This window comes from Streptomyces sp. CB02980, from assembly GCF_014451325.2.
Taxonomy (GTDB): domain Bacteria; phylum Actinomycetota; class Actinomycetes; order Streptomycetales; family Streptomycetaceae; genus Streptomyces.
In genome coordinates, this window is record NZ_JACSCH020000022.1 from 109,223 (window position 1) to 128,384 (window position 19,162).

Genomic DNA, 19,162 nt, shown 5'->3' on the forward strand with positions numbered 1-19,162 from the left:
GCATCAAGGGGCTCCGGGGGTGGGGGCGCGGACGACGTCGAGCGGCGCCGGGGGTGGGGGCACGGACGAGATCAAGCGGCCAGGGGCCGGGGCGCGGACGAGATCAAGGGGCGCCGGGGGTGGAGGGTACGGACGGGACACCGGCTGGGGCGGGGGCCAGGTCGTCGGCCATCGCGAGCGCGAGGACGGCCTCCTCGGTGGCGTCTGCGTGGTCGAGCGCGCCGGTGATCCTGCCTCCCTGCATGACCACCACGCGGTCGGCGAGACCGAGGAGTTCGGGGAGTTCGGACGAGATGACGAGGACGGCGACGCCCTCGGCGGCGAGGCCCGCGACGATCTGGTAGATCTCGGCCTTCGCACCGACGTCGATGCCCCGGGTCGGCTCGTCGAGGATCAGGACCTTGGGTTTCCGGGCGAGCCAGCGCGCGAGGACCACCTTCTGCTGGTTGCCGCCGGAGAGCGTGCGGACCTCGTGCCCGACGGAGGGCGTACGGACCCGCAGGCGGGTGGCGTACTCCCGGGCGAGTGCGCGTTCCGCCCCGCGGCGCACGAAACGGAAGCGGCGGATGCGGTCGAGGACGACGAGCGCGGTGTTGTCGCGGATCGACCGGTGCAGGAAGAGGGCCTGGGCCTTGCGTTCCTCCGGGGCGAGGCCGAGTCCGGCACGGATGGCCTCCCTGGGCCGCCCGCCCCGGAGCCGTACGCCGTCCACGGCGACCGTGCCCCGCCGGATCGGGCGGTCCCCGGCGAGCGCGAGGGCGAGTTCGGATCGGCCGGCGCCGACGAGCCCCGCGAGGCCGACGACCTCCCCCGCGCGGACCTGGAGGGTGATGCCGCGTACGTCGTCGGTGGTGACGTCCTGGACGTCGAGGACGACGTCGCCGGGCTGCTCCCCCTCACGTCGCCGTTCCCGTACGAACATGGTCGACAGGTCGCGGCCGACCATCAGCCGGACGAGGGCGCGTTCGTCGGTCTCCGCGGCCTCCACCACGCCCGCCGGACTTCCGTCCCTGAGGACCGCGATGCGGTCGGCGAGCCGGAAGATCTCCCGCATCCGGTGGGAGACGTAGACGACGGCGATGCCGTCGGCGCGGAGCCGGCCGATGAGGCCGAACAGTGCGTCGACCTCGTGCTCGGAGAGCGAGGACGTCGGCTCGTCGAAGGCGATCAGACGTGGTGGTACGTCTCCGGTCAACGCCCTGAGGATCTCCACGAGTTGGCGCTGCGCCGGAGTCAGCTGCGCGCCGAGGAGGCGGGGGTCGAGGACGTCGGAGAAGCCGAGGTCCGCCAGGTCCGCCGTGACCCGGCGGACGAGTTCGCGGCGGTCGAGGAACCTGCCCCGCCGACGCGGCAGCGCCCCGGCCCAGACGTTCTCGGCGACGGTGACGTGCGGGATGATCTCGGGTTCCTGCGGAATGACGCGGACTCCGGCGGCGCGGGCGGCCGCCGGGGAGTCGAACGTGACGGCCCGCCCTTCGACGAACACCCGGCCCTCGTCCGGCGTGTGGTCGCCGGTGAGGATCCTCAGCAGGGTCGACTTGCCCGCGCCGTTCTCTCCCATCAGGGCCGTGACCCGGCCGGCGGGGAAGTCGAGGGTGACGCCCCCGAGTGCCTGGACGCTGCCGAAGCGCTTGACGATGCCGTCGACGGCGAGCACCGGCGGGGCGGCGGGTGACGGGCTGCGTGCGGGAGTCATGCGGGGACCTCGCGGGGTGGTGGGAGAGGAGAGGACATGCGGAGTTGCGGGCATGCGGACATGCGGACGGTCGTGCGGTGCGGTGCGGTGCCGTCAACCGCAGGTCAGGCCCGAGGACTTCCAGGTGGTGGCGTCGACCATCGTGGTGGGGGCGAAGCCCTCGGCCGGGAACTCCCTGCCGTTCCTGAGCTTGTCGTACATGGTCTGGACGGCGAGGGCGCCGACGTCCCTGCCGTTGATGAAGAGCGCGGCCTTCATGCCGCTCGGCCTGCCGGAGCCCCATTCCTTGCAGGCGAGGTACGCGCCGAGGCCGACGCCGATGACCCGGTCCGGGCCGAGGCCGGCGTTGGTCAGGGCGGTGACGCCGCCGGCGACGTTCTCGTCGTTGCAGCCCCACACGATCCAGTTCTTCACGCCGGGGTTGGCCGTCAGGGTGGCGGCGACCTTGTCCTGTGCGCCGGTGGGCGTGTTGTCGGTGGCGACGTCGACGGCCTCCACTCCGGGGACGGCCGCGTCGAAGGCGGTCCGCGCGGCCCTCACCCGGTCCCCGCACACCGTGACGTCCTGTTTCCAGGCGGAGATGATCCTGGTCTCGGACGCCTTCCAGCCCGCCTTGGCGTACTCGGCGGCCGCCCGCTTGCCGACCTCGCCGCCCATCTGGGCCCCGCTGAAGCCGATCCGGGGTACGAGGTCCGCCTTGGCGCAGGCGGCCGGGTCGGGTCCGGTGGCGCAGATCTGGTCGTCGGAGGTCAGGAGGGCGACCTTGCCGTCGCGGGCGGTGCGGACGACCTGGGGGCCGACGGCCGGGTCGGGGACGACGACGATCACGCCGTCGGTGTTCTGGGCGATGGCGGCCTGGACCTCGCTGACGGTCTTGTTGGCGTCGTTGCCGAGGTTGACGACCTTCAGGTCGATGCCGAGCTCGTCGGCCCTGGCCTTGGCCCCGGCGGCCTCGCCGACGAAGTACTCCTGGTCACCCTGTTTCTGAAGATACGTCAGGGAGATCTTCCCCGACTTGGGGCCGGCGGCCGCACCGCCGGCCGACCCGGCGGAGTCGCCGGACGCGGTCCTGCCGGACGAGCAGGCGGTGGTGAGCCCGAGGCCCACGAGGAGGGTGGCGGCCATGACGGCACGACGGCGGGAGGTACGGGACATCTGCGGGATCTCCTAGGTGCCGGTCACACGAGGACGGACCGGCCCGACGCGGGAACGGATGGATGACACGGCGGTGTTCGGACGACGCGGAGGTGTACCGGGCGGCCCGGAGGTGCATCGGGCGGCGCGGAAGCGGAACAGGTGGCGCGGAGGTGCGGGGCCCGGGGGCGACGGGGGCGGCGAGGCGCCGACGAGGGGTGCAGCCGACGGGCCACAAACACCCAAAACTCAACACGTTCAAACGTGATGCGACATATGAGACCGCTCGAACGCCCCGCCGTCAAGAGCCGGGCCCAAATTCCGCTCCCGGGCCGCCGACGCATCACAAGGGCTTGCCCTGCGGTCATGTTTACGTAAACATACTCGTAGCAGCAATCACCGAGCACAGGAGCCGCCACCCCATGCCCGTTCTCCAGACAGACAAGGCCGGTTTCCTGCTCGACGGCCGACCCTTCCGGCTCCTGTCCGGAGGCCTGCACTACTTCCGGGTCCACCCCGGACAGTGGGCCGATCGCCTGCGCAAGGCCCGGCTCATGGGGCTCAACACCGTCGAGACCTACGTCCCCTGGAACCTCCACCAGCCACGCCCCGACACCTTCCGCCTCGACGGCGGCCTCGACCTGCCGCGCTTCGTCGAACTCGCCGCCGCCGAGGGTCTGCACGTCCTGCTCAGGCCCGGCCCGTACATCTGCGCCGAGTGGGAGGGCGGTGGGCTTCCGTCCTGGCTGCTCGCCGAACCGGACATACGGCTGCGCTCCGGCGATCCCCGGTTCCTGGCGGCCGTCGACGACTACCTCGACCGCCTGCTCACACCCCTCCGGCCGCACCTCGCCTCGCAGGGCGGCCCGATCCTCGCCGTACAGGTGGAGAACGAGTACGGGGCGTACGGCGACGACACCGCCTATCTGGAGCACCTCGCCGACTCCCTGCGCCGCTGCGGGGTCGACGTCCCCCTGTTCACCTGCGACCAGCCGGTGGACCTGGAGCGCGGCGCGCTGCCCGGTGTCCTCGCCACGGCCAACTTCGGCAGCCGCTCGGCCCACCATCTTGCCGCTCTGCGCGCGCAGCGTCCCGAAGGGCCGCTGATGACCTCGGAGTTCTGGATCGGCTGGTTCGACCGCTGGGGCGCGCACCATGTGGTCAGGGACCCGGACACGGCGGCCCGGGAGCTGGACGAACTACTCGCCACCGGCGCGTCGGTCAACTTCTACATGTTCCACGGCGGCACCAACTTCGGCTTCACCAACGGCGCGAACGACAAGGGGACCTACCGCCCCACCGTCACGTCCTACGACTACGACTCCCCGCTCGACGAGGCCGGCGACCCGACGGCGAAGTACACGGCCTTCCGTGACGTCATCGCCAAGTACGCCCCCGTTCCGAGCGAGCCCGTACCCGCTCCCGGCCCCAAACTCGCCCTTCCCGCAATCGCGTTGACGGAGAGCGCCGAGCTGTTGCCGCACGCGGCCGCGCTCTCCCCGTCGGCCGTGGAGTCGCGCCGCCCGCTCACGATGGAGGAGCTGGAGCAGGACTTCGGCTTCGTCCTCTACGAGACGACGCTGCCCGTAAGAGGCCCGGCGCTCCTCGAGATCGAGCAGGTCCGCGACCGTGCCCAGGTGTTCGTCGACGGGCAGCCCGTGGGCGTCCTGGAGCGCGAACTGCACCAGCACGCACTGGCGTTCACCGTGCCGCGGGCGGGCAGCGTTCTCACCGTCCTCGTGGAGAACCAGGGGCGGGTGAACTACGGGCAGGGCATCCACGACCGCAAGGGCCTGCTCGGGAAGGTCCTCCTGGACGGCGTCGAGCTCGCCGGCTGGACCAACCGCCCCCTCCCCCTGGCCGACCCGGCCGGCATCCCCTTCGCACCCACCACGGCGACGCCCGTCGGGCCGGCCTTCCACCGGGCCCTCTTCGACGTGGACGAGACCGCCGACACCTTCCTCCACCTGGACGGCTGGACCAAGGGCAACGCCTGGATCAACGGCTTCCCACTGGGCCGCTACTGGTCCCGGGGGCCACAGCGTTCCCTGTACGTCCCCGCTCCGGTGCTGCGCGCCGGCACGAACGAGCTCGTCGTCCTCGAACTCCACGCCGGCCACCGGGAGCGTACGGTCACGTTCCGCGCGATGCCGGACCTCGGCCCGACGGAGGAGTAGGGCTCCACTCAGGCAGCGCCGTCCGGGGGCGTCGCCGTCCCGGGCGTCGCCGTCGAGGGCTTCGCGGAGAGGATCCCGCGGGCCTGCTCCGCGGCCCGGGCGGTGCTCTCGGAGACGAACTCGAGGAAGCGGGCGATGCCCTCCAGGCGGGCACCGGCCGGCGTACTGGAACCGAGGACGCCCACGCCCTGACGCGCGGTCTCGACGATCTGGAGGGCGGCGCGGGCGCTGGCCATCATCGACTGGTACCAGATGTCGTCGTCGACGACATAGCGCTCACGACGGCGCTCGTCGCGCTCACGACGGACGAGCCCCTGGCTGTCGAGGAACGCGATCGCCTTGGAGATGGACGCCGGGCTGACCTGGAGGTGCTGGACGAGCTCGGACGCGGTGAGGCTGCCCGAGTCGGTGAGGCAGAGACAGGCCATCACCCGGGCCATCATCTTGGGCGTCCCCGACTGTATGAGGACGGTCGTGAAGACCTCCTCGAACTCCCGCACCGCTTCGGCGTCGCGCCCGTCGGCCCGCACGGGCGCCTTCGCGTCCCGGGACGTGGCCTGCTTGCGGCGGGCCCGGTGCTCGGTGGCCCGGTGGGCGAGGTCGGAACGGTAGCCGGTGGGGCCGCCGTTCCGCATGACCTCGCGCGTGACCGTCGAGGTGGGACGGTCGAGCCGCCTGGCGATCTCGGCGTAGGCGAGGCCGTCCGCCAGTCCCAGCGCGATCTGCTGACGTTCCTGCTGGGTGAGCCTGCCTCCCGGCATCGGGTCTCCTTCGTGATCCTTGGGGACCCCACTATAGCGTTCACCGTCAATCCATTGCAACGAGCCGATGCAGGCGTGTTGCGTTAAGCGCAGACCCATTGCAATGAAATTGCGGCTTCTACCTGTAACAACGGGATTTCTACGCAACGACGTTGTTGCCAGACCCATGAACGCAACGTAGCTTTTCCCTCATCGGAAACAGCGGGCCGCCGCAAGGGCGGACCACCAGGATGAAGGAGCAGCACCATGCAGAAGTTCGCCACCACCGCCGCCATCGCCGCCGTCCTCGACATCCCCGCCGGCCGCATCCAGCTCATCGCCGCCGACCGCGCCGACGCCACCGTCGACATCCGCCCCGCGAACGCCGCCAAGGGCGCCGACGTGAAGGCGGCCGAGCAGGTCACGGTCGAGTTCACCGACGGCGTCCTGCGGGTCGCCGCCGCTCCCGCGAAGAACAAGATCCTCGGCGACCCCGGATCGGTCGAGGTGACCGTCCAGCTCCCGGCCGGCTCCCGCGTCGAGGCCAAGGCCGCCGCCGCCGAACTCCGCGGCGTCGGACGCCTCGGTGACGTCGTCCTCGAGGCCGCGCAGGGTCCGGTCAAGCTCGACGAGGCCGCGAGCGCCCACGTCACCCTGCTCGCCGGTGACATCACGGTCGGCCGTCTGGGCGGCTCCGCCGAGATCCGCACCCAGAAGGGCGACCTCCGCATCACCGAGGCCCTGGGCGGCACCGTCGTCCTGCGCACCGAGGCGGGCGACATCACGGTCGGCGCCGCCCGCGGCGTGTCCGCCACGCTCGACGCCGGCACCGGCTTCGGCCGCGTCCACAACGCCCTCGCCAACGCCGGCACCCCCGCCCTGACGCTCCACGCCACCACCTCCTACGGCGACATCACCGCCCGCAGCCTCTGATGCGGACCGCCCGAGGGCGGCGCCCTCCGACCGGATGTCGGAGGACGCCGCCCCGTCGGCGTTCGCGGCCGCGCCGCGTCCGTCAGCCGAACCGCAGCTGCTGGTTCGTGCCGCCGGTACAGGTGGACTGGCGCAGGGCCGCCCCGTCGACCTTCGAAGACCCCGCCACTTCCAGGCACTTGGCGCTGTGGCGCGCCACGAGCGTGACGTGGCCGGTGGCGGCCTGCCGTACCGCCCACTCCTGGTTCCGGCCGCCGTTGCAGGTGTACTGGAACGCCTGGGCGCCGTCGGCGGTCGAAGCGCCGCTGACGTCCAGGCACTTGCCGCTGTGCCGGGCGACGACGTTCACGTAGCCGGTCGCGGTGGGCCGGAGCGCCCACTGCTGGTTCGCTCCCCCGTTGCATCCGTACTGCACGACGGTCGTGCCGTCGGCCGTCGAAGCGCCCACCACGTCCAGGCACTTGGAGCTGTGCCGGAACACCGGCGTACGCCAGGTGTCGGACGCGGCCGGCCGGAAGCTCCAGGACTGGTTGGCCCCGGTCGTCGGCCGGTAGACGCCCGCCTCGGCCCCGTCGTTCGTCGCCGCCCCGAAGACGTCCAGGAGCAGGCCGGACGCGCTGTTGACGAGCGTGGCGTGGCCGTCGCCCGTGGTGGAACGCATCCACCGTTGTTCGGCGCCGGTTCCGGGGGCCGCGAAGCCGAGCGTCCCCGACGTCACCGCGAGCGCCTTGCCCGTCCTGGCGTTGGTCACGCGGTACGTGGCCGCGCTGCCCCAGTCGGTCGCCGAGAGCTTGGTGAAGGTCCACTGCTGTGCGGTGTCCGCCGGGTTCGGCGTGCGCTGCACCGGCAGGTCCCGCTCCGCGACGGTGGTGACGGCGAGCGCCATCCCGCTGTGGTCGTTGAGGATCTGCCGGGCCGTGCCGACGGGCGCGCTCGTGGCGGCGGTGTTCACTCCCGTGACGCCCGGGAGGACGAAGGTGGTGACGGATCCGGCGCCGACGGTGGCCTTCAGTGTCCTCCCCACCGTGGCGAGGTCCGTACCGCGCTGGACGTCCCGGGTCGCGTCGGTGGTGTATCGCTCGACGGTCCCGCCGACGGTCCCGAAACCATCGAGGTCGAGGGTGAGTTCACGGTCCGTCCCGCTGCGGTTGGTGTGGACGAGGACGAGCCCCTGTCCGCCGGGCCGTACCGCCGCGAGGGTGTCGGGGTCGTCGGTGGTGAGGACGCGGGCGCCGGGCCTGACGAACCGGCTGTACTGGGCCATCACCCCGTACTTCTTGTTCTTGCGGAGCGGTTCGGTGGCCGCGTCGGCGGGGGTGAAGTCGGTCTGGATGAGGCCCCAGTTGGAGTTCTCCCGGCCGGGCGTCATGTTCTCGTAGTCCTCGACGGCCTGCCACAACACCCAGGCGCGGGGCTCCAGTTCCCTGATGTCGTCGTTGATCCGGCGGGCCAGGTCGAGCCCCGGGCTCATGTCGGTGAAGCTCTGCGGCACGCTGCCGCCGAGGTCCACCTCCGACATCCACAGCGGGGTGGCCTCGCCCTTGGCGATGTCACGGACGCCGGTGCGCCCGCCCGTCCCGTACGTGTGGGTGTTGATCCGGCCCACGGAATCGCGGACGGCGGGTGCGTACTGCTCCCAGTTCGCGCGGGCCGTCGACGGGTTCGTCTCGTCCATGGCGGCGATCGGGGTGGCGTCGCCCCGGGCGTCGAGGGCGGCGCGCAGCGTGCTGATCATCCGGGCCTGCGAGGCGGGGTCCCAGTGGGAGCCCTCCTGGCGTCCGCCGGCCCGCCAGTAGTCGGTGTTCGGCTCGTTGACCGGGGAGATCGAGTCGAAGGTGACGCCTGAGCCCTGCTCGGCGCGCCGGAGGGAACCGGCGAGGTAGGCGGCGAACCGCTCGTACTGGTCGGTGCGGAGGTTGTCCTGCCGGGGGTCGGTCGCGCCGGAGACGAGACCGCTGCGGGTCATGAAGTACGGGGCGGAGTTGGAGAAGGCCTCGAAGGTGTCGGCGCCGCGGGCCTTGGCGGCGGAGAGCCACCAGCGCTGGTTGGCGTCGGCCGCGTCGTTCCAGTGGGCGGGGTCGTCCGGGTCCCACCAGTCGGGGGACTCGGCTCCCGGCCGGTTCCAGTAGCCGGGCACGGCGCCGCCGGCGCGCATGTAGGGGACGGTCTCGGGGCTGTCGCCGCCGCCGATGTTGTAGCGGGCGACGGTGAATCCGAGGCCGTCCGCGCCGTAGAGGGCGTCCGCGAGGGCGTTGCGTCGCTCGTCGGGCCAGCCGCCGGTGACGTTCGCGAACCAGGCGAGGGCGGTCCCCCACCCTTCGAAGGCGGGCTGCTGGTAGCTGGGGTCGGGCCGGACAGTCAGGGCGTCGGCCGCGGCGGCGACCGCCGTGGGTGCGGAGGCCGCCGGGGCGGCGGCGACGGTGGGCAGGGCGAGCGCGGCGGTGGCGGCGAGGGCGCCGAGCCGGGTGTTCCGGCGGCGCCCGCAGGCGCTTCGGACGGAGGGGGGCTGCACGTGTTCACTCCCTGAGGGGTGCGATGGCGTGGGTCGGACGGGCGGGGACGGGCGTGCTCGGACGGGCGGGAAGGGAGGGGCGGACTCGGACGTGTGGGAACGGAGGGACGGGATCAGACGGCCGGGGACGGGCAGTGCTCAGACGGGCGGGGACGGGCGGTGCTCAGACGGCCGGGGACGGGCAGTGCTCAGACCGCGGCGCTCAGACCCGGTGCTCAGACCGCCATGCTCGGACCGCCGTGCTCAGACCGCCGTGCGGCTCCACCGCTGGTTGGTGCCGCTGTTGCAGGTCCACTGGACGAGCGCGGTGCCGTCCGCCGTGGACGTGTTGGTGACGTCGAGGCACCTGCCGCTGTGGACGGCGACCAGCTGCACGCCCGTACCCGCGCCGGTCACGCTCCACCGCTGCCCGGCCCACCCGTCGCAGGTGTACTGCGCGACGGCGGCGCCGTCGGCGGTCGAACCGCCGTTCACGGTGAGGCACTTGCCGCTGTAGCGGGCGACGATCTGGACCTGGCCGCTGCCGACGCTCCGGAGCCAGAACTGCTGGTTGACGCTGTTGCCGCCGCAGCTCCACTGGATGACGGCGCCGCCGTCGGCGGTGGACCGGTCGGCGACGTCGGCGCACTTTCCGCTGTGCGCCGCCGTGAGGGTCTCCCAGCTGCCGAGGCCCTTCACCGTGCCGGCTGCCGTGTCCACGGTGATCTGCGGGAAGTAGTCCATGGTCATGGTCGTCTTCGTGGGGAAGCGGAGCGGCAGCCAGACGTACTGGGAGTCGTTGACGTTGCCGCCCATGGAGTTGCCCCAGCGGTCGCCGAGGTAGAGGTACGAGGTGCCGGCGGTGCCCTGGACGGGCAGGACGTACGCGGTCTGGGAGCCGTACGCGGTCCCGTCGCCGATGTCCTTCAGACCGCTCCAGGTTCCGGTGACGCTGCTCGCGGTGCCGTACTTCTGCTGGTTGGGGGACCAGCCGGTGGCACCGGAGGTGAGCAGGAAGTAGACGCCGTTGCGCTTGAAGAGGGCGGGGGCCTCGCGCCACTGTCCGGGCCAGAGCTTCTGGACCTGGGAGGCGATACCGGTGTAGTCGGCGGTCAGCCGGTAGACGTGGAGGTCGGCGTTCTCGTTGGCGGCGGAGATCATGTAGCCCGCGCCGTCGGTGTCGACGAAGGTCGTGATGTCACGGGACATGTGGCCGAGCGGGCGGAAGCTGCCGAGCCAGGTGTAGTCGCCGTCGACGGTCGAGGAGACGGCGACCGCGGCGCGCGCCTCGCCGTAGTCCGTGGCGTTCTCCTTGTGCATCCACATCACGAACTGCCCGGTGGCCGCGTTGTACATGACCTTGGGGCGCTCGATGTTGGCCGACTGCAGCTCCGGGTCGGTGCTCTGGGTGAGGACGTGGTTCCGGAACTCCCAGGTCCGCAGGTCGGTGGAGCGGTAGGCGGAGACGTACCGGAAGGTGTTGTCTGCGTTCCGGTTCTCGCCGAACCAGTAGTAGTACGAGCCGGCCTTGACGACTCCGCCGCCGTGGGCGTGCACGGGGTTGCCCGCCGGGTCGGTGAACCGAGTGGCGTTGGTGACGGTCGCCGTGGCGGCCTGGGCCGTACCGGCCGGGCCGAGGAGGGAGCCGAGAAGGGAGAAGAGGACGGCACAGAGCGCGGTGAGCACCGTGAACGTCCCCGAGGGAGTGCGTCGCATGATCGCGTACCTCGTGGCTGTGGGGAGGGGGAAGGGGGTGGCGATGCGGTACGGCCGGACGCACCGGGGGGTGCGGGGAGCCGGCCGGGGGCGGGAACGCACGCCGAGGCCTGGATGCCGCCGTGTTTCGCGGAGGTGTCGCCCCTTCGATGTTCGCGTAAACACGAGCGGTTCGGGGGAGAGTCTGGGAGGGGCGAATCGGACTGTCAAGGAATCGGACAACATCCACGGGGGTTTGACCGCCTCTGATGTTTGCGTCAACATGCACGCAGTACGGCAGTACGGTCGCCCGCGCGCGCGGGCGGCCTCCAGTTCCCTCCGGAAGGCCCCGCGCGTGGTGACGGACAGGAAAACGAAGTCCCCGCGGTCGCGGCCGGCCCGGCAGTGGCCCTCCATGGCGGACGTCGCCACGATGGCGGGCGTCTCCTCGCAGACGGTGTCGCGCGTGGCCAACAACCGCGAGAACGTCGACGCGAGCACCCGCGAGAAGGTGCTCTCCGCCATGCAGACGCTCGGCTACCGCCCCAACACCGCGGCCCGCGCCCTGGTCACGGGCAGGTTCGGCGCCCTGGGCGTGGTCAGCTTCGACGTCGGCGCGCACGGCAACGCCCGCACCCTGGCCGCGATCGCCGACGCCGCCCGCGAGGCCGACTTCTCCGTCAACTTCATGGGCATCAGGGCCCAGACGGAGGCCGCCGTCCGGCGCGCGTTCCAGCATCTGATGCTGCAGTCCGTCGACGGCATCGTGCTCGTCGAGTCCCAGATGCTCGACACCCCGTCCCTCCATCTCCCACCGTCGATGCCGGTGGTCGTCGCCGACGGCGACACCGGCCACCGGTATCCCAACGTCGACTTCGACCAGGCCCACGGCGCGCACAGCGTCGTGAGCCACCTCCTCGGCCTCGGGCACCGGACGGTCTGGCATCTGGCGGGCCCTCGCGACTCGTTCGCCGCGCGGCGGCGCTCCGAGTCCTGGGAGCGCACCCTGGCCGCCGCGGGCGCGCCCGTACCCCCGGTGCTGTACGGGGACTGGACGGCGGAGTCCGGCTACCGGGCCGGCCTCGGCATCGCACGCCGCCGGGAGGTGACCGCCGTCTTCGCCGCCAACGACCAGATGGCGCTCGGAATGCTGCGGGCCCTGCGCGAGTCGGGGCGCGACGTGCCCGGGGACATCAGCGTGGCCGGCTTCGACGACATCGCCGAGGCCGCGTATCTCCATCCGCCGCTGACGACGGTGCACCAGGACTTCGAGGTGGTCGGCCGGCACTGCGTCTCGCTGCTGCTCGACCAGATCGAGGGCCGCACGGACGGCCCCCGCCGCAGGGCGGTGGAACCGGTCCTGGTGGTCCGCTCGAGTACGGCCCCGCCACCGCCGGGGGCTTAGGGGGTGTCCTGTCGCTCAGGCCGGGCTCGCGACGCCTGGTGCCGCTCCCCCGAGCTCTTCGAGCAGGGGGCAGGAGGGGGCACCCCCAGCCGCGTTGTCGCCGGTCGGCATGGTCCCCCGTAGCCCTTCGGGCACGGGAGGTACCCGCACCGCCATGCCTCCCTGCTCCGCCTTGCGAGGCGGCCCCTCGGCCCTGCGGGCCTGGTGAGACCCACGCACCAGTCGCCGCTCCCTGATCCGGCCTGATCGACAAGACACCCCCGGGCCTGACGTCCCTCGCACCGCGCCACGACCGTGGACGGCATCCTGGCCTCCCTCGTACCCGCCACCACCGGGGGCTTCGGCGCGATCTTCCCCTTACCCGCCACCACCGGGGGCTTCGGCGCGACCTTCCCCTTACCCGCCACCACCGGGGGCTTCGACGCGACCTTCCCCTTACCCGCCACCACCGGGGGCTTCGACGCGACCTTCCCCTTACCCGCCACCACCGGGGGCTTCGACGCGACCTTCCCCTTACCCGCCACCACCGGGGGCTTCGACGCGACCTTCCCCTTACCCGCCACCACCGGGGGCTTCGGCGCGACCTTCCCCGTACCCGCCACCACCGGGGGCTTCGGCGCGACCTTCCCCTTACCCGCCACCACCGGGGGCTTCGGCGCGACCTTCCCCGTACCCGCCACCGCCGGGACCCCTCCCGCTTCCGCAAGGACCCCCGGCCCGGTCTCCCTCGTGTCCCGCCCCCGGCTCACCGCCTCGGCGCCCCCGTGCTCGCCCGCTCCGTCAGGGTCGTCGGGACGAGCCGTACCCCCGTGACCGTCTCGCCGCGCAGCTCCCGCAGCACCGCGTCCACGCACAACTCCCCCACCTGCGCGAAGTCCTGGTGCACGGTCGTCAGCGGCGGGATGAAGGAGGCCGCCTCCGCGATGTCGTCGAAGCCGACGACGCTCACGTCCTCGGGCACCCGTCTGCCCCGCTCGTGGAAGGCCCTGAGCACGCCGAGGGCCATCTGGTCGTTGGCCACGAACACCGCACCGCAGCCGGGCTCGTCGGCGAGCCGCAGCCCCGCCTCGTAGCCGGACTCGGGCGTCCAGTCCCCGCGCAGGACGGGCGGCACCTTCCGCCCCTCCTCGCGCAGGACCGCCTCCCAGGCCTCCGCCCGACGGCCGGCCGCGAAGGACTCCGCCGGGCCCGCGACGTGCCAGACCGTGGTGTGCCCGAGGTCGAGCAGATGCCGCACCGCCGAGCGGGCGCCCTGCCGCTGGTCCGTGTCCACGACGGGGAAGCGGCCGGTGGCGTCGGAGTCCACGACGACCACCTTGACGTGCGGGGGAAGGGTGAGCGACGCGGTGTCGAGGAGGTGGACCTCCATGATGAGCACGACGGCGTCGACGGCCAGTTCGTCGAGCCGGGTGAAGGCGCCCCTGACGTTGTCCTGGGTGGGCGCGTCGAGCGGGATGAGGGTGACCGCGTATCCCGCTCGGGAGGCCGATCCGGCGATGGCCTCCAGGGTGCGGACGTTGCCGGTGCTGGAGAGGCCCATGGTGATGACGCCGATGGCCCGGAACTCGCCGCGCTTGAGGGCGCGGGCCGCGCTGTTGGGCCGGTAGCCCAGCTCCTTCATGGCGTCGAGGACCTTCGCGCGGGTGCTCTCGACGACGGCCGCGTCACCGTTGGAGACGCGCGAGACCGTCTGCGAGGAGACCCCCGCGAGCTGGGCGACGTCCGCCATGGAGACCCGGCGCGGCCTGCCGCGCGCTCCTCGCGGGCCCTCGCCGCCGGCCGTCGCCGAGCCGCCTGCCGTGTTCTTCTCCGCCACCCGAATCCCTCTCATTCACCGCTGCTTCACGCTTGACGCCCCCCAGTGGGAGTGTCACCATCACGCTACCGATGATTACGTAAACATTTCTCGTCGGCCAGCCCACGCGGGGCCGATTCCCGGCCGCCAGGCCCTCTCGCCTCGCCCACGCCACCGCCCCGCTCCGCTCCCCGTCTCCGGACCCGCTCGGTCACCGACGCAAGGAACCCCGCCATGACGCTCCTGTCGACGCGCGCTACGGCAGCACCACCGCCCCGCCCACGAGCCCGCTTCCGTCTCCGTAAGGAGGCCCTCGTGGGCTGGGGATTCGCCGGCCCGTTCGTCGCGGTCTTCGGCCTCGTCTTCCTCGCGCCGATCGGATACGCGCTGTACCTGAGCCTCTTCCAGGACCGGCTCATCGGCGGCACCTCCTTCGTCGGCCTCGACAACTACGGCAAGGCGCTCACCGATCCCCGCTTCTGGGAGGGGCTGACCCGGGTCGGCCTCTTCCTCCTGGTCCAGGTGCCCGTCATGCTGGGCATCGCCCTGCTCGTCGCCCTCGCGATCGACAGCGGCCGGCTCTACGGCAGGACCTTCTTCCGCGTCTCGATCTTCCTCCCCTACGCCGTGCCCGCCGTCGTCGCCAGCCTCATCTGGGGCTTCATGTACGGCACGCGGTTCGGCCTCGTCGGAAACGTCAACGACGCGTTCGGGATCGCCCTGCCGGACCCGCTCTCCCCCTCCCTGGTCCTCGCCTCCATCGGCAACATCGTGACCTGGGAGTTCGTCGGCTACAACATGCTGATCTTCTACGCCGCACTCAAGGTCGTACCCCGCTCGCTCTACGAGGCCGCGGCGATCGACGGCGCCGGCGAGTGGCGGGTCGTCACCTCGATCAAGCTGCCCGCGATCCGCAGCGCCCTCGTCATCGCCACCATCTTCTCGATCATCGGCAGCTTCCAGCTCTTCAACGAGCCGAGCATCCTGCAGAAGCTCGCCCCCAACGCGATCACCAGCGACTTCACCCCCAACCTCTACACCTACTCGCTGTCCTTCTCGGGTCAGCAGCACAACTACGCGGCGACCGTGGCGATCGTGATGGGTGTCCTCACCGCGATCATCGCCTACGCGGTCCAGCTGCGCGGCATGCGGAAGGGCTGAGCCGATGACCACCTCCCTCACCAGCACGGCCTCCGGATCCGGTACGCCGACCGCCCCACGTACCCCCGGCGCCACCCCGGAAGCCCCCACCCGTGCGGACGCCCGTACTCGTACCGGCACCGGTACCCGTACCGCCAAGCGTCGGAAGCGCCCCCCGCACACCCCGCTCAACCCCCGCCCCAGCGTGCCGCTGACCCTCGTGACCGGCCTGGTCCTCGTCTACACCCTGCTGCCGCTCGCCTGGCTGGTCGTCAACGCCACCAAGGACCAGAACGGACTGCTCGACTCCTTCGGACTCTGGTTCGCCGACGACAGCCACTTCTGGGACAACATCGGCCGGACCCTCTCGTACGACGACGGCGTCTTCGTCCGCTGGCTGCTCAACACCCTGCTGTACGTCGTCGCCGGCGCGGGCGGCGCCACCGTCCTCGCCGTCCTCGGCGGGTACGCCCTCGCCACGTACGACTTCCCGGGCCGCCGGGCGGTGTTCGCGGTGGTCCTCGGGGCCGTGGCCGTACCCGGCACCGCCCTCGCCGTCCCCACCTTCCTGATGTTCAGCAACATGGGTCTCACGAACACCCCATGGGCCGTGATCATCCCGTCCCTGATCTCGCCCTTCGGCCTCTATCTCATGTGGGTCTTCGCCGCCGAGTCCGTCCCCACCGAACTCCTGGAGGCCGCGCGCATCGACGGCTCCGGCGAGCTGCGCACCTTCTTCACGATCGCGCTGCCGCTGCTGATGCCCGGGACCGTCACGGTGCTGCTGTTCTCGATGGTCGCGACCTGGAACAACTACTTCCTGCCCCTGATCATGATCAAGGACCCCGACTGGTACCCGCTGACCCTCGGCCTCAACGCCTGGAACGCCCAGGCCCAGACAGCGGGCGGCGAGGCCGTGTTCGACCTCATCATCACCGGCTCCCTGCTGACGATCGTGCCGATCGTGGCCGTCTTCCTGCTGCTCCAGCGGTACTGGCAGTCCGGCCTGGCCGCGGGCAGCGTCAAGGAATAGCGCCTCCGCACCCCCGTCTCGCCTCTCCCTCTCACCTCTCCCCCATCACCTCCTTCCTTCCCTCCTCTCCGCCGTACCCTCGACCAGGAGCACAGCCCATGAGAACGCACATCACCCGCCGACTCCTCGGCGCCCTCGCCGTCGTCTCCACGCTCGCGCTGACCACCACGGCCTGCGGCTCCGACGCCTCGGACGGCGGTGGCGACAGCGGACCGAAGGACGTCGCGGCCGCGCTCGCGAAGGGCGGCAAGGTGACCGTGTGGGCCTGGGAGCCCACGCTCAAGAAGGTGGCGGAGGACTTCGAGAAGAAGTACCCGAAGGTCGACATCGAGCTGGTCAACGCGGGCACCGGCGACAAGCAGTACACCGCGCTGCAGAACGCGATGGCGGCCGGCTCCGGCGCCCCCGACGTGGCACAGGTGGAGTACTACGCCCTCGGCCAGTTCGCCATAGGCAAGTCCGTCGAGGACCTCGCCTCCTACGGCGCCCAGAAGTACGGCACGACCTTCACCCCCGGCCCGTGGAACGCCGTCACCGAGGACAAGGCCATCTACGCCCTGCCCATGGACTCGGGCCCCATGGCGTTCTTCTACAACAAGAAGGTCTTCGACAAGCACGGCATCAAGGTGCCGACGACCTGGGACGCCTACGTGGAGGCCGCCCGCGCCCTCCACAAGGCCGACCCCAAGGTCTTCATCACCAACGACACCGGTGACGCCGGCGCCACCACCAGCCTCATCTGGCAGGCCGGCGGCCGCCCGTACCGGACCGACGGCACGGACGTCACGATCGACTTCGGCGACGAGGGCACCAAGAAGTACACCGCGACCTGGCAGAAGCTCCTCGACGAGAAGCTGGTCGCACCCATCAGCTCGTGGAGCGACGCCTGGTACAAGGGCCTGGCCGACGGATCCCTCGCCACCCTCTCCATCGGCGCCTGGATGCCGGCCAACCTGACGTCCGGGGTCGCCTCCGCCTCCGGCGACTGGCGGGTCGCGCCGCTGCCGCAGTGGACGAAGGGCGACAAGACGAGCGCGGAGAACGGCGGCAGCTCGCTCGCCGTGCCGAAGGCCGCCAAGAACAAGGAACTCGCCTACGCCTTCACGGAGTTCGCGACCACGGGCGACGGAGCCCGGGCCCGGGTCGCCGCGGGCGCCTTCCCGGCGACCCGCGCGGACCTGGAGTCGAAGGCGTTCCTCGACACCGCCTTCCCGTACTTCGGCGGCCAGCAGGCCAACCGGATCTTCGCCGAGTCCGCCCGTAACGTCGGCGAGGACTGGTCCTACCTGCCGTACCAGGTGTACGCGAACTCGATCTTCAACGACACCGTGGGCAAGGCGTACGTCTCCCCCACCACTCTCACCGACGGCCTGAAGCAGTGGCAGGAGGCCGGCGTGACGTACGGCAACGACCAGGGCTTCACGGTCAACAAGTAGCCGGCGGCGCGCAGCCGCGTTCCCCGGCCGCCGGGCGGGTCCCGGTCGACGAGACCGACGCACGCGCGCGTAGCGTGAGGTGTGTCGGCTCCCGTCGTCTCTCACCTGGAGATCCGCCTGTGTCCAGCGCCGCCCCGACCCGTACCGCCGTCGTCGAATCCCTCATGGACCGCTTCCCCGGAGTCCCTCCGGAGGCCGTGTTCAAGGAGGACCTGCTGCGCGGCGGGCTCGCCTTCGACCCGTCCGCGCTGAGCGGCAACGAGGGGGGCGAGGTGAAGCCGAAGTCGTACTTCATCTTCTCCTTCGACCACCGCACGCTGCCGGAGCTCGGGGAGGCGGCGCTGAACCGCCCGCCGGAGGAGATCGTGCTCACGGGCGGGCCGTACGGGCTCCGCCGCACGGTGGTGTCGGTACGGGTCAACCCGTCGTCCCCCTACCGGGTGGCGCCGGACGGCGACGGGGCGCTCGCGCTGTTCCTCGACGGCGTCAGGATCGCCGACGTGGGTCTGCCGCCGATGCCCGAGTACTACCGGCACCCGCTGGCGAACGGCAAGTCCGTGATGGAGGTCGCGCCGACCATCCAGTGGGGCTACCTGATCTATCTGACGGTCTTCCGGGTCTGCCAGTACTTCGGCGCCAAGGAGGAGTGCCAGTACTGCGACATCAACCACAACTGGCGCCAGCACAAGGCGGCGGGCCGCCCGTACACCGGGGTGAAGCCGGTCGACGAGGTCCTGGAGGCGCTGGAGATCATCGACCGCCACGACACGGCCCGCACCTCGACCGCGTACACGCTCACGGGCGGGGCGGTCACGTCCCAGGTCGGCGGGAAGGACGAGGCCGACTTCTACGGGCAGTACGCGCGCGCGATCGAGGAGCGGTTCCCCGGCCGCTGGATCGGCAAGGTCGTCGCGCAGGCGCTGCCGAAGGAGGATGTGCAGCGGTTCCACGACTACGGCATCCGGATCTACCACCCGAACTACGAGGTGTGGGACCGCCGGCTGTTCGAGCTGTACTGCCCCGGCAAGGAGCGCTACATCGGCCGGGACGAGTGGCACCGCCGGATCCTGGACTCCGCCGAGGTCTTCGGGCCGCGCAACGTCATCCCGAACTTCGTCGCGGGCGTCGAGATGGCCCGGCCGTCCGGCTTCCTGACGGTGGACGACGCGATCGCCTCCACCCGGGAGGGCCTGCGGTTCTTCATGTCGCGCGGGATCACGCCCCGGTTCACCACCTGGTGCCCGGAGCCGACGACCCCGCTGGGCCGGGAGAACCCGGACGGGGCACCGCTCGAATACCACCTGCGGCTGCTCGAGGCGTACACGGCGACGCTGGAGGAGTACGGCCTGACGGCGCCGCCCGGGTACGGGCCGGCCGGTCCGGGGCGCGCGGTGTTCTCGGTGAGCTCGTTCATGGACGCGCTGCCGCCGGCGCCGGGCGAGTAGCCGGGCGCGGAACGCGAAGGAGCCGGTGCCCCCTGGGGGTAC

13 protein-coding genes are annotated in these 19,162 nt (G+C 71.5%); 7 read left to right on the forward strand and 6 right to left on the reverse strand.

Translation table 11 applies throughout. The annotated features are described in order from the left end of the window. Positions 1 to 103: 103 nt before the first annotated feature. Both E0F75_RS34150 and E0F75_RS34155 read right to left on the reverse strand, forming a co-directional pair. Complete coding sequence (locus E0F75_RS34150; protein WP_229314847.1) at positions 104 to 1,696, reverse strand: sugar ABC transporter ATP-binding protein; 1,593 nt, start codon at positions 1,694 to 1,696, stop codon at positions 104 to 106. A 93-nt stretch (positions 1,697 to 1,789) separates the two neighbouring features. Beyond that, positions 1,790 to 2,851 carry a substrate-binding domain-containing protein gene (locus E0F75_RS34155; RefSeq protein WP_229314848.1) on the reverse strand — a complete coding sequence of 354 codons (1,062 nt, stop codon included), beginning with the start codon at positions 2,849 to 2,851 and terminating at the stop codon, positions 1,790 to 1,792. A gap of 401 nt (positions 2,852 to 3,252) precedes the next feature. Between E0F75_RS34155 and E0F75_RS34160 the strand changes: the two genes are divergently transcribed. Next, a complete protein-coding gene (locus tag E0F75_RS34160) occupies positions 3,253 to 5,007 on the forward strand; it encodes a beta-galactosidase (RefSeq protein WP_229314849.1) in 1,755 nt (584 codons plus the stop codon). 8 nt (positions 5,008 to 5,015) lie between these two features. Here the strand turns inward: E0F75_RS34160 and E0F75_RS34165 are convergent, their stop codons facing one another. Then, on the reverse strand, positions 5,016 to 5,768 hold the full coding sequence (locus E0F75_RS34165; protein WP_229314850.1) for a helix-turn-helix domain-containing protein: 753 nt from the start codon (positions 5,766 to 5,768) through the stop codon (positions 5,016 to 5,018). 246 nt (positions 5,769 to 6,014) lie between these two features. Here E0F75_RS34165 and E0F75_RS34170 point away from each other — a divergent pair, with 246 nt between their 5' ends. Further along, a complete protein-coding gene (locus E0F75_RS34170) occupies positions 6,015 to 6,680 on the forward strand; it encodes a DUF4097 family beta strand repeat-containing protein (RefSeq protein ID WP_229314851.1) in 666 nt (221 codons plus the stop codon). Positions 6,681 to 6,762: 82 nt separating this feature from the next. Here the strand turns inward: E0F75_RS34170 and E0F75_RS34175 are convergent, their stop codons facing one another. After that, positions 6,763 to 9,192 carry an RICIN domain-containing protein gene (locus E0F75_RS34175; protein WP_229314852.1) on the reverse strand — a complete coding sequence of 810 codons (2,430 nt, stop codon included), beginning with the start codon at positions 9,190 to 9,192 and terminating at the stop codon, positions 6,763 to 6,765. A 243-nt stretch (positions 9,193 to 9,435) separates the two neighbouring features. Next, positions 9,436 to 10,887 (reverse strand): RICIN domain-containing protein, encoded by a 1,452-nt coding sequence (locus tag E0F75_RS34180; protein ID WP_229314853.1) that lies wholly within the window; start codon positions 10,885 to 10,887, stop codon positions 9,436 to 9,438. Positions 10,888 to 11,281: 394 nt separating this feature from the next. On the opposite strand from E0F75_RS34180, the gene E0F75_RS34185 reads away from it, so the two are divergent. Continuing rightward, positions 11,282 to 12,271, forward strand: a complete 990-nt coding sequence (locus E0F75_RS34185; RefSeq protein WP_229314854.1) for a LacI family DNA-binding transcriptional regulator — start codon at positions 11,282 to 11,284, stop codon at positions 12,269 to 12,271. A 745-nt stretch (positions 12,272 to 13,016) separates the two neighbouring features. Here the strand turns inward: E0F75_RS34185 and E0F75_RS34190 are convergent. Next, positions 13,017 to 14,000 carry a LacI family DNA-binding transcriptional regulator gene (locus E0F75_RS34190; RefSeq protein ID WP_229314893.1) on the reverse strand — a complete coding sequence of 328 codons (984 nt, stop codon included), beginning with the start codon at positions 13,998 to 14,000 and terminating at the stop codon, positions 13,017 to 13,019. Positions 14,001 to 14,300: 300 nt separating this feature from the next. Between E0F75_RS34190 and E0F75_RS34195 the strand changes: the two genes are divergently transcribed. The 4 genes from E0F75_RS34195 (at position 14,301) to E0F75_RS34210 (ending at position 19,120) form a co-directional block, all read left to right on the forward strand. Beyond that, positions 14,301 to 15,227, forward strand: a complete 927-nt coding sequence (locus E0F75_RS34195) for a carbohydrate ABC transporter permease (protein ID WP_229314855.1) — start codon at positions 14,301 to 14,303, stop codon at positions 15,225 to 15,227. Positions 15,228 to 15,231: 4 nt separating this feature from the next. Beyond that, the gene (locus E0F75_RS34200; RefSeq protein WP_229314856.1) at positions 15,232 to 16,239 is read left to right on the forward strand and encodes a carbohydrate ABC transporter permease; all 1,008 of its coding nucleotides are present in this window, start codon (positions 15,232 to 15,234) and stop codon (positions 16,237 to 16,239) included. A 98-nt stretch (positions 16,240 to 16,337) separates the two neighbouring features. Continuing rightward, positions 16,338 to 17,675, forward strand: a complete 1,338-nt coding sequence (locus E0F75_RS34205; RefSeq protein WP_229314857.1) for an ABC transporter substrate-binding protein — start codon at positions 16,338 to 16,340, stop codon at positions 17,673 to 17,675. Between the two features lie 164 nt (positions 17,676 to 17,839). After that, positions 17,840 to 19,120 (forward strand): radical SAM protein, encoded by a 1,281-nt coding sequence (locus E0F75_RS34210; protein ID WP_229314894.1) that lies wholly within the window; start codon positions 17,840 to 17,842, stop codon positions 19,118 to 19,120. Positions 19,121 to 19,162 lie beyond the last annotated feature (42 nt).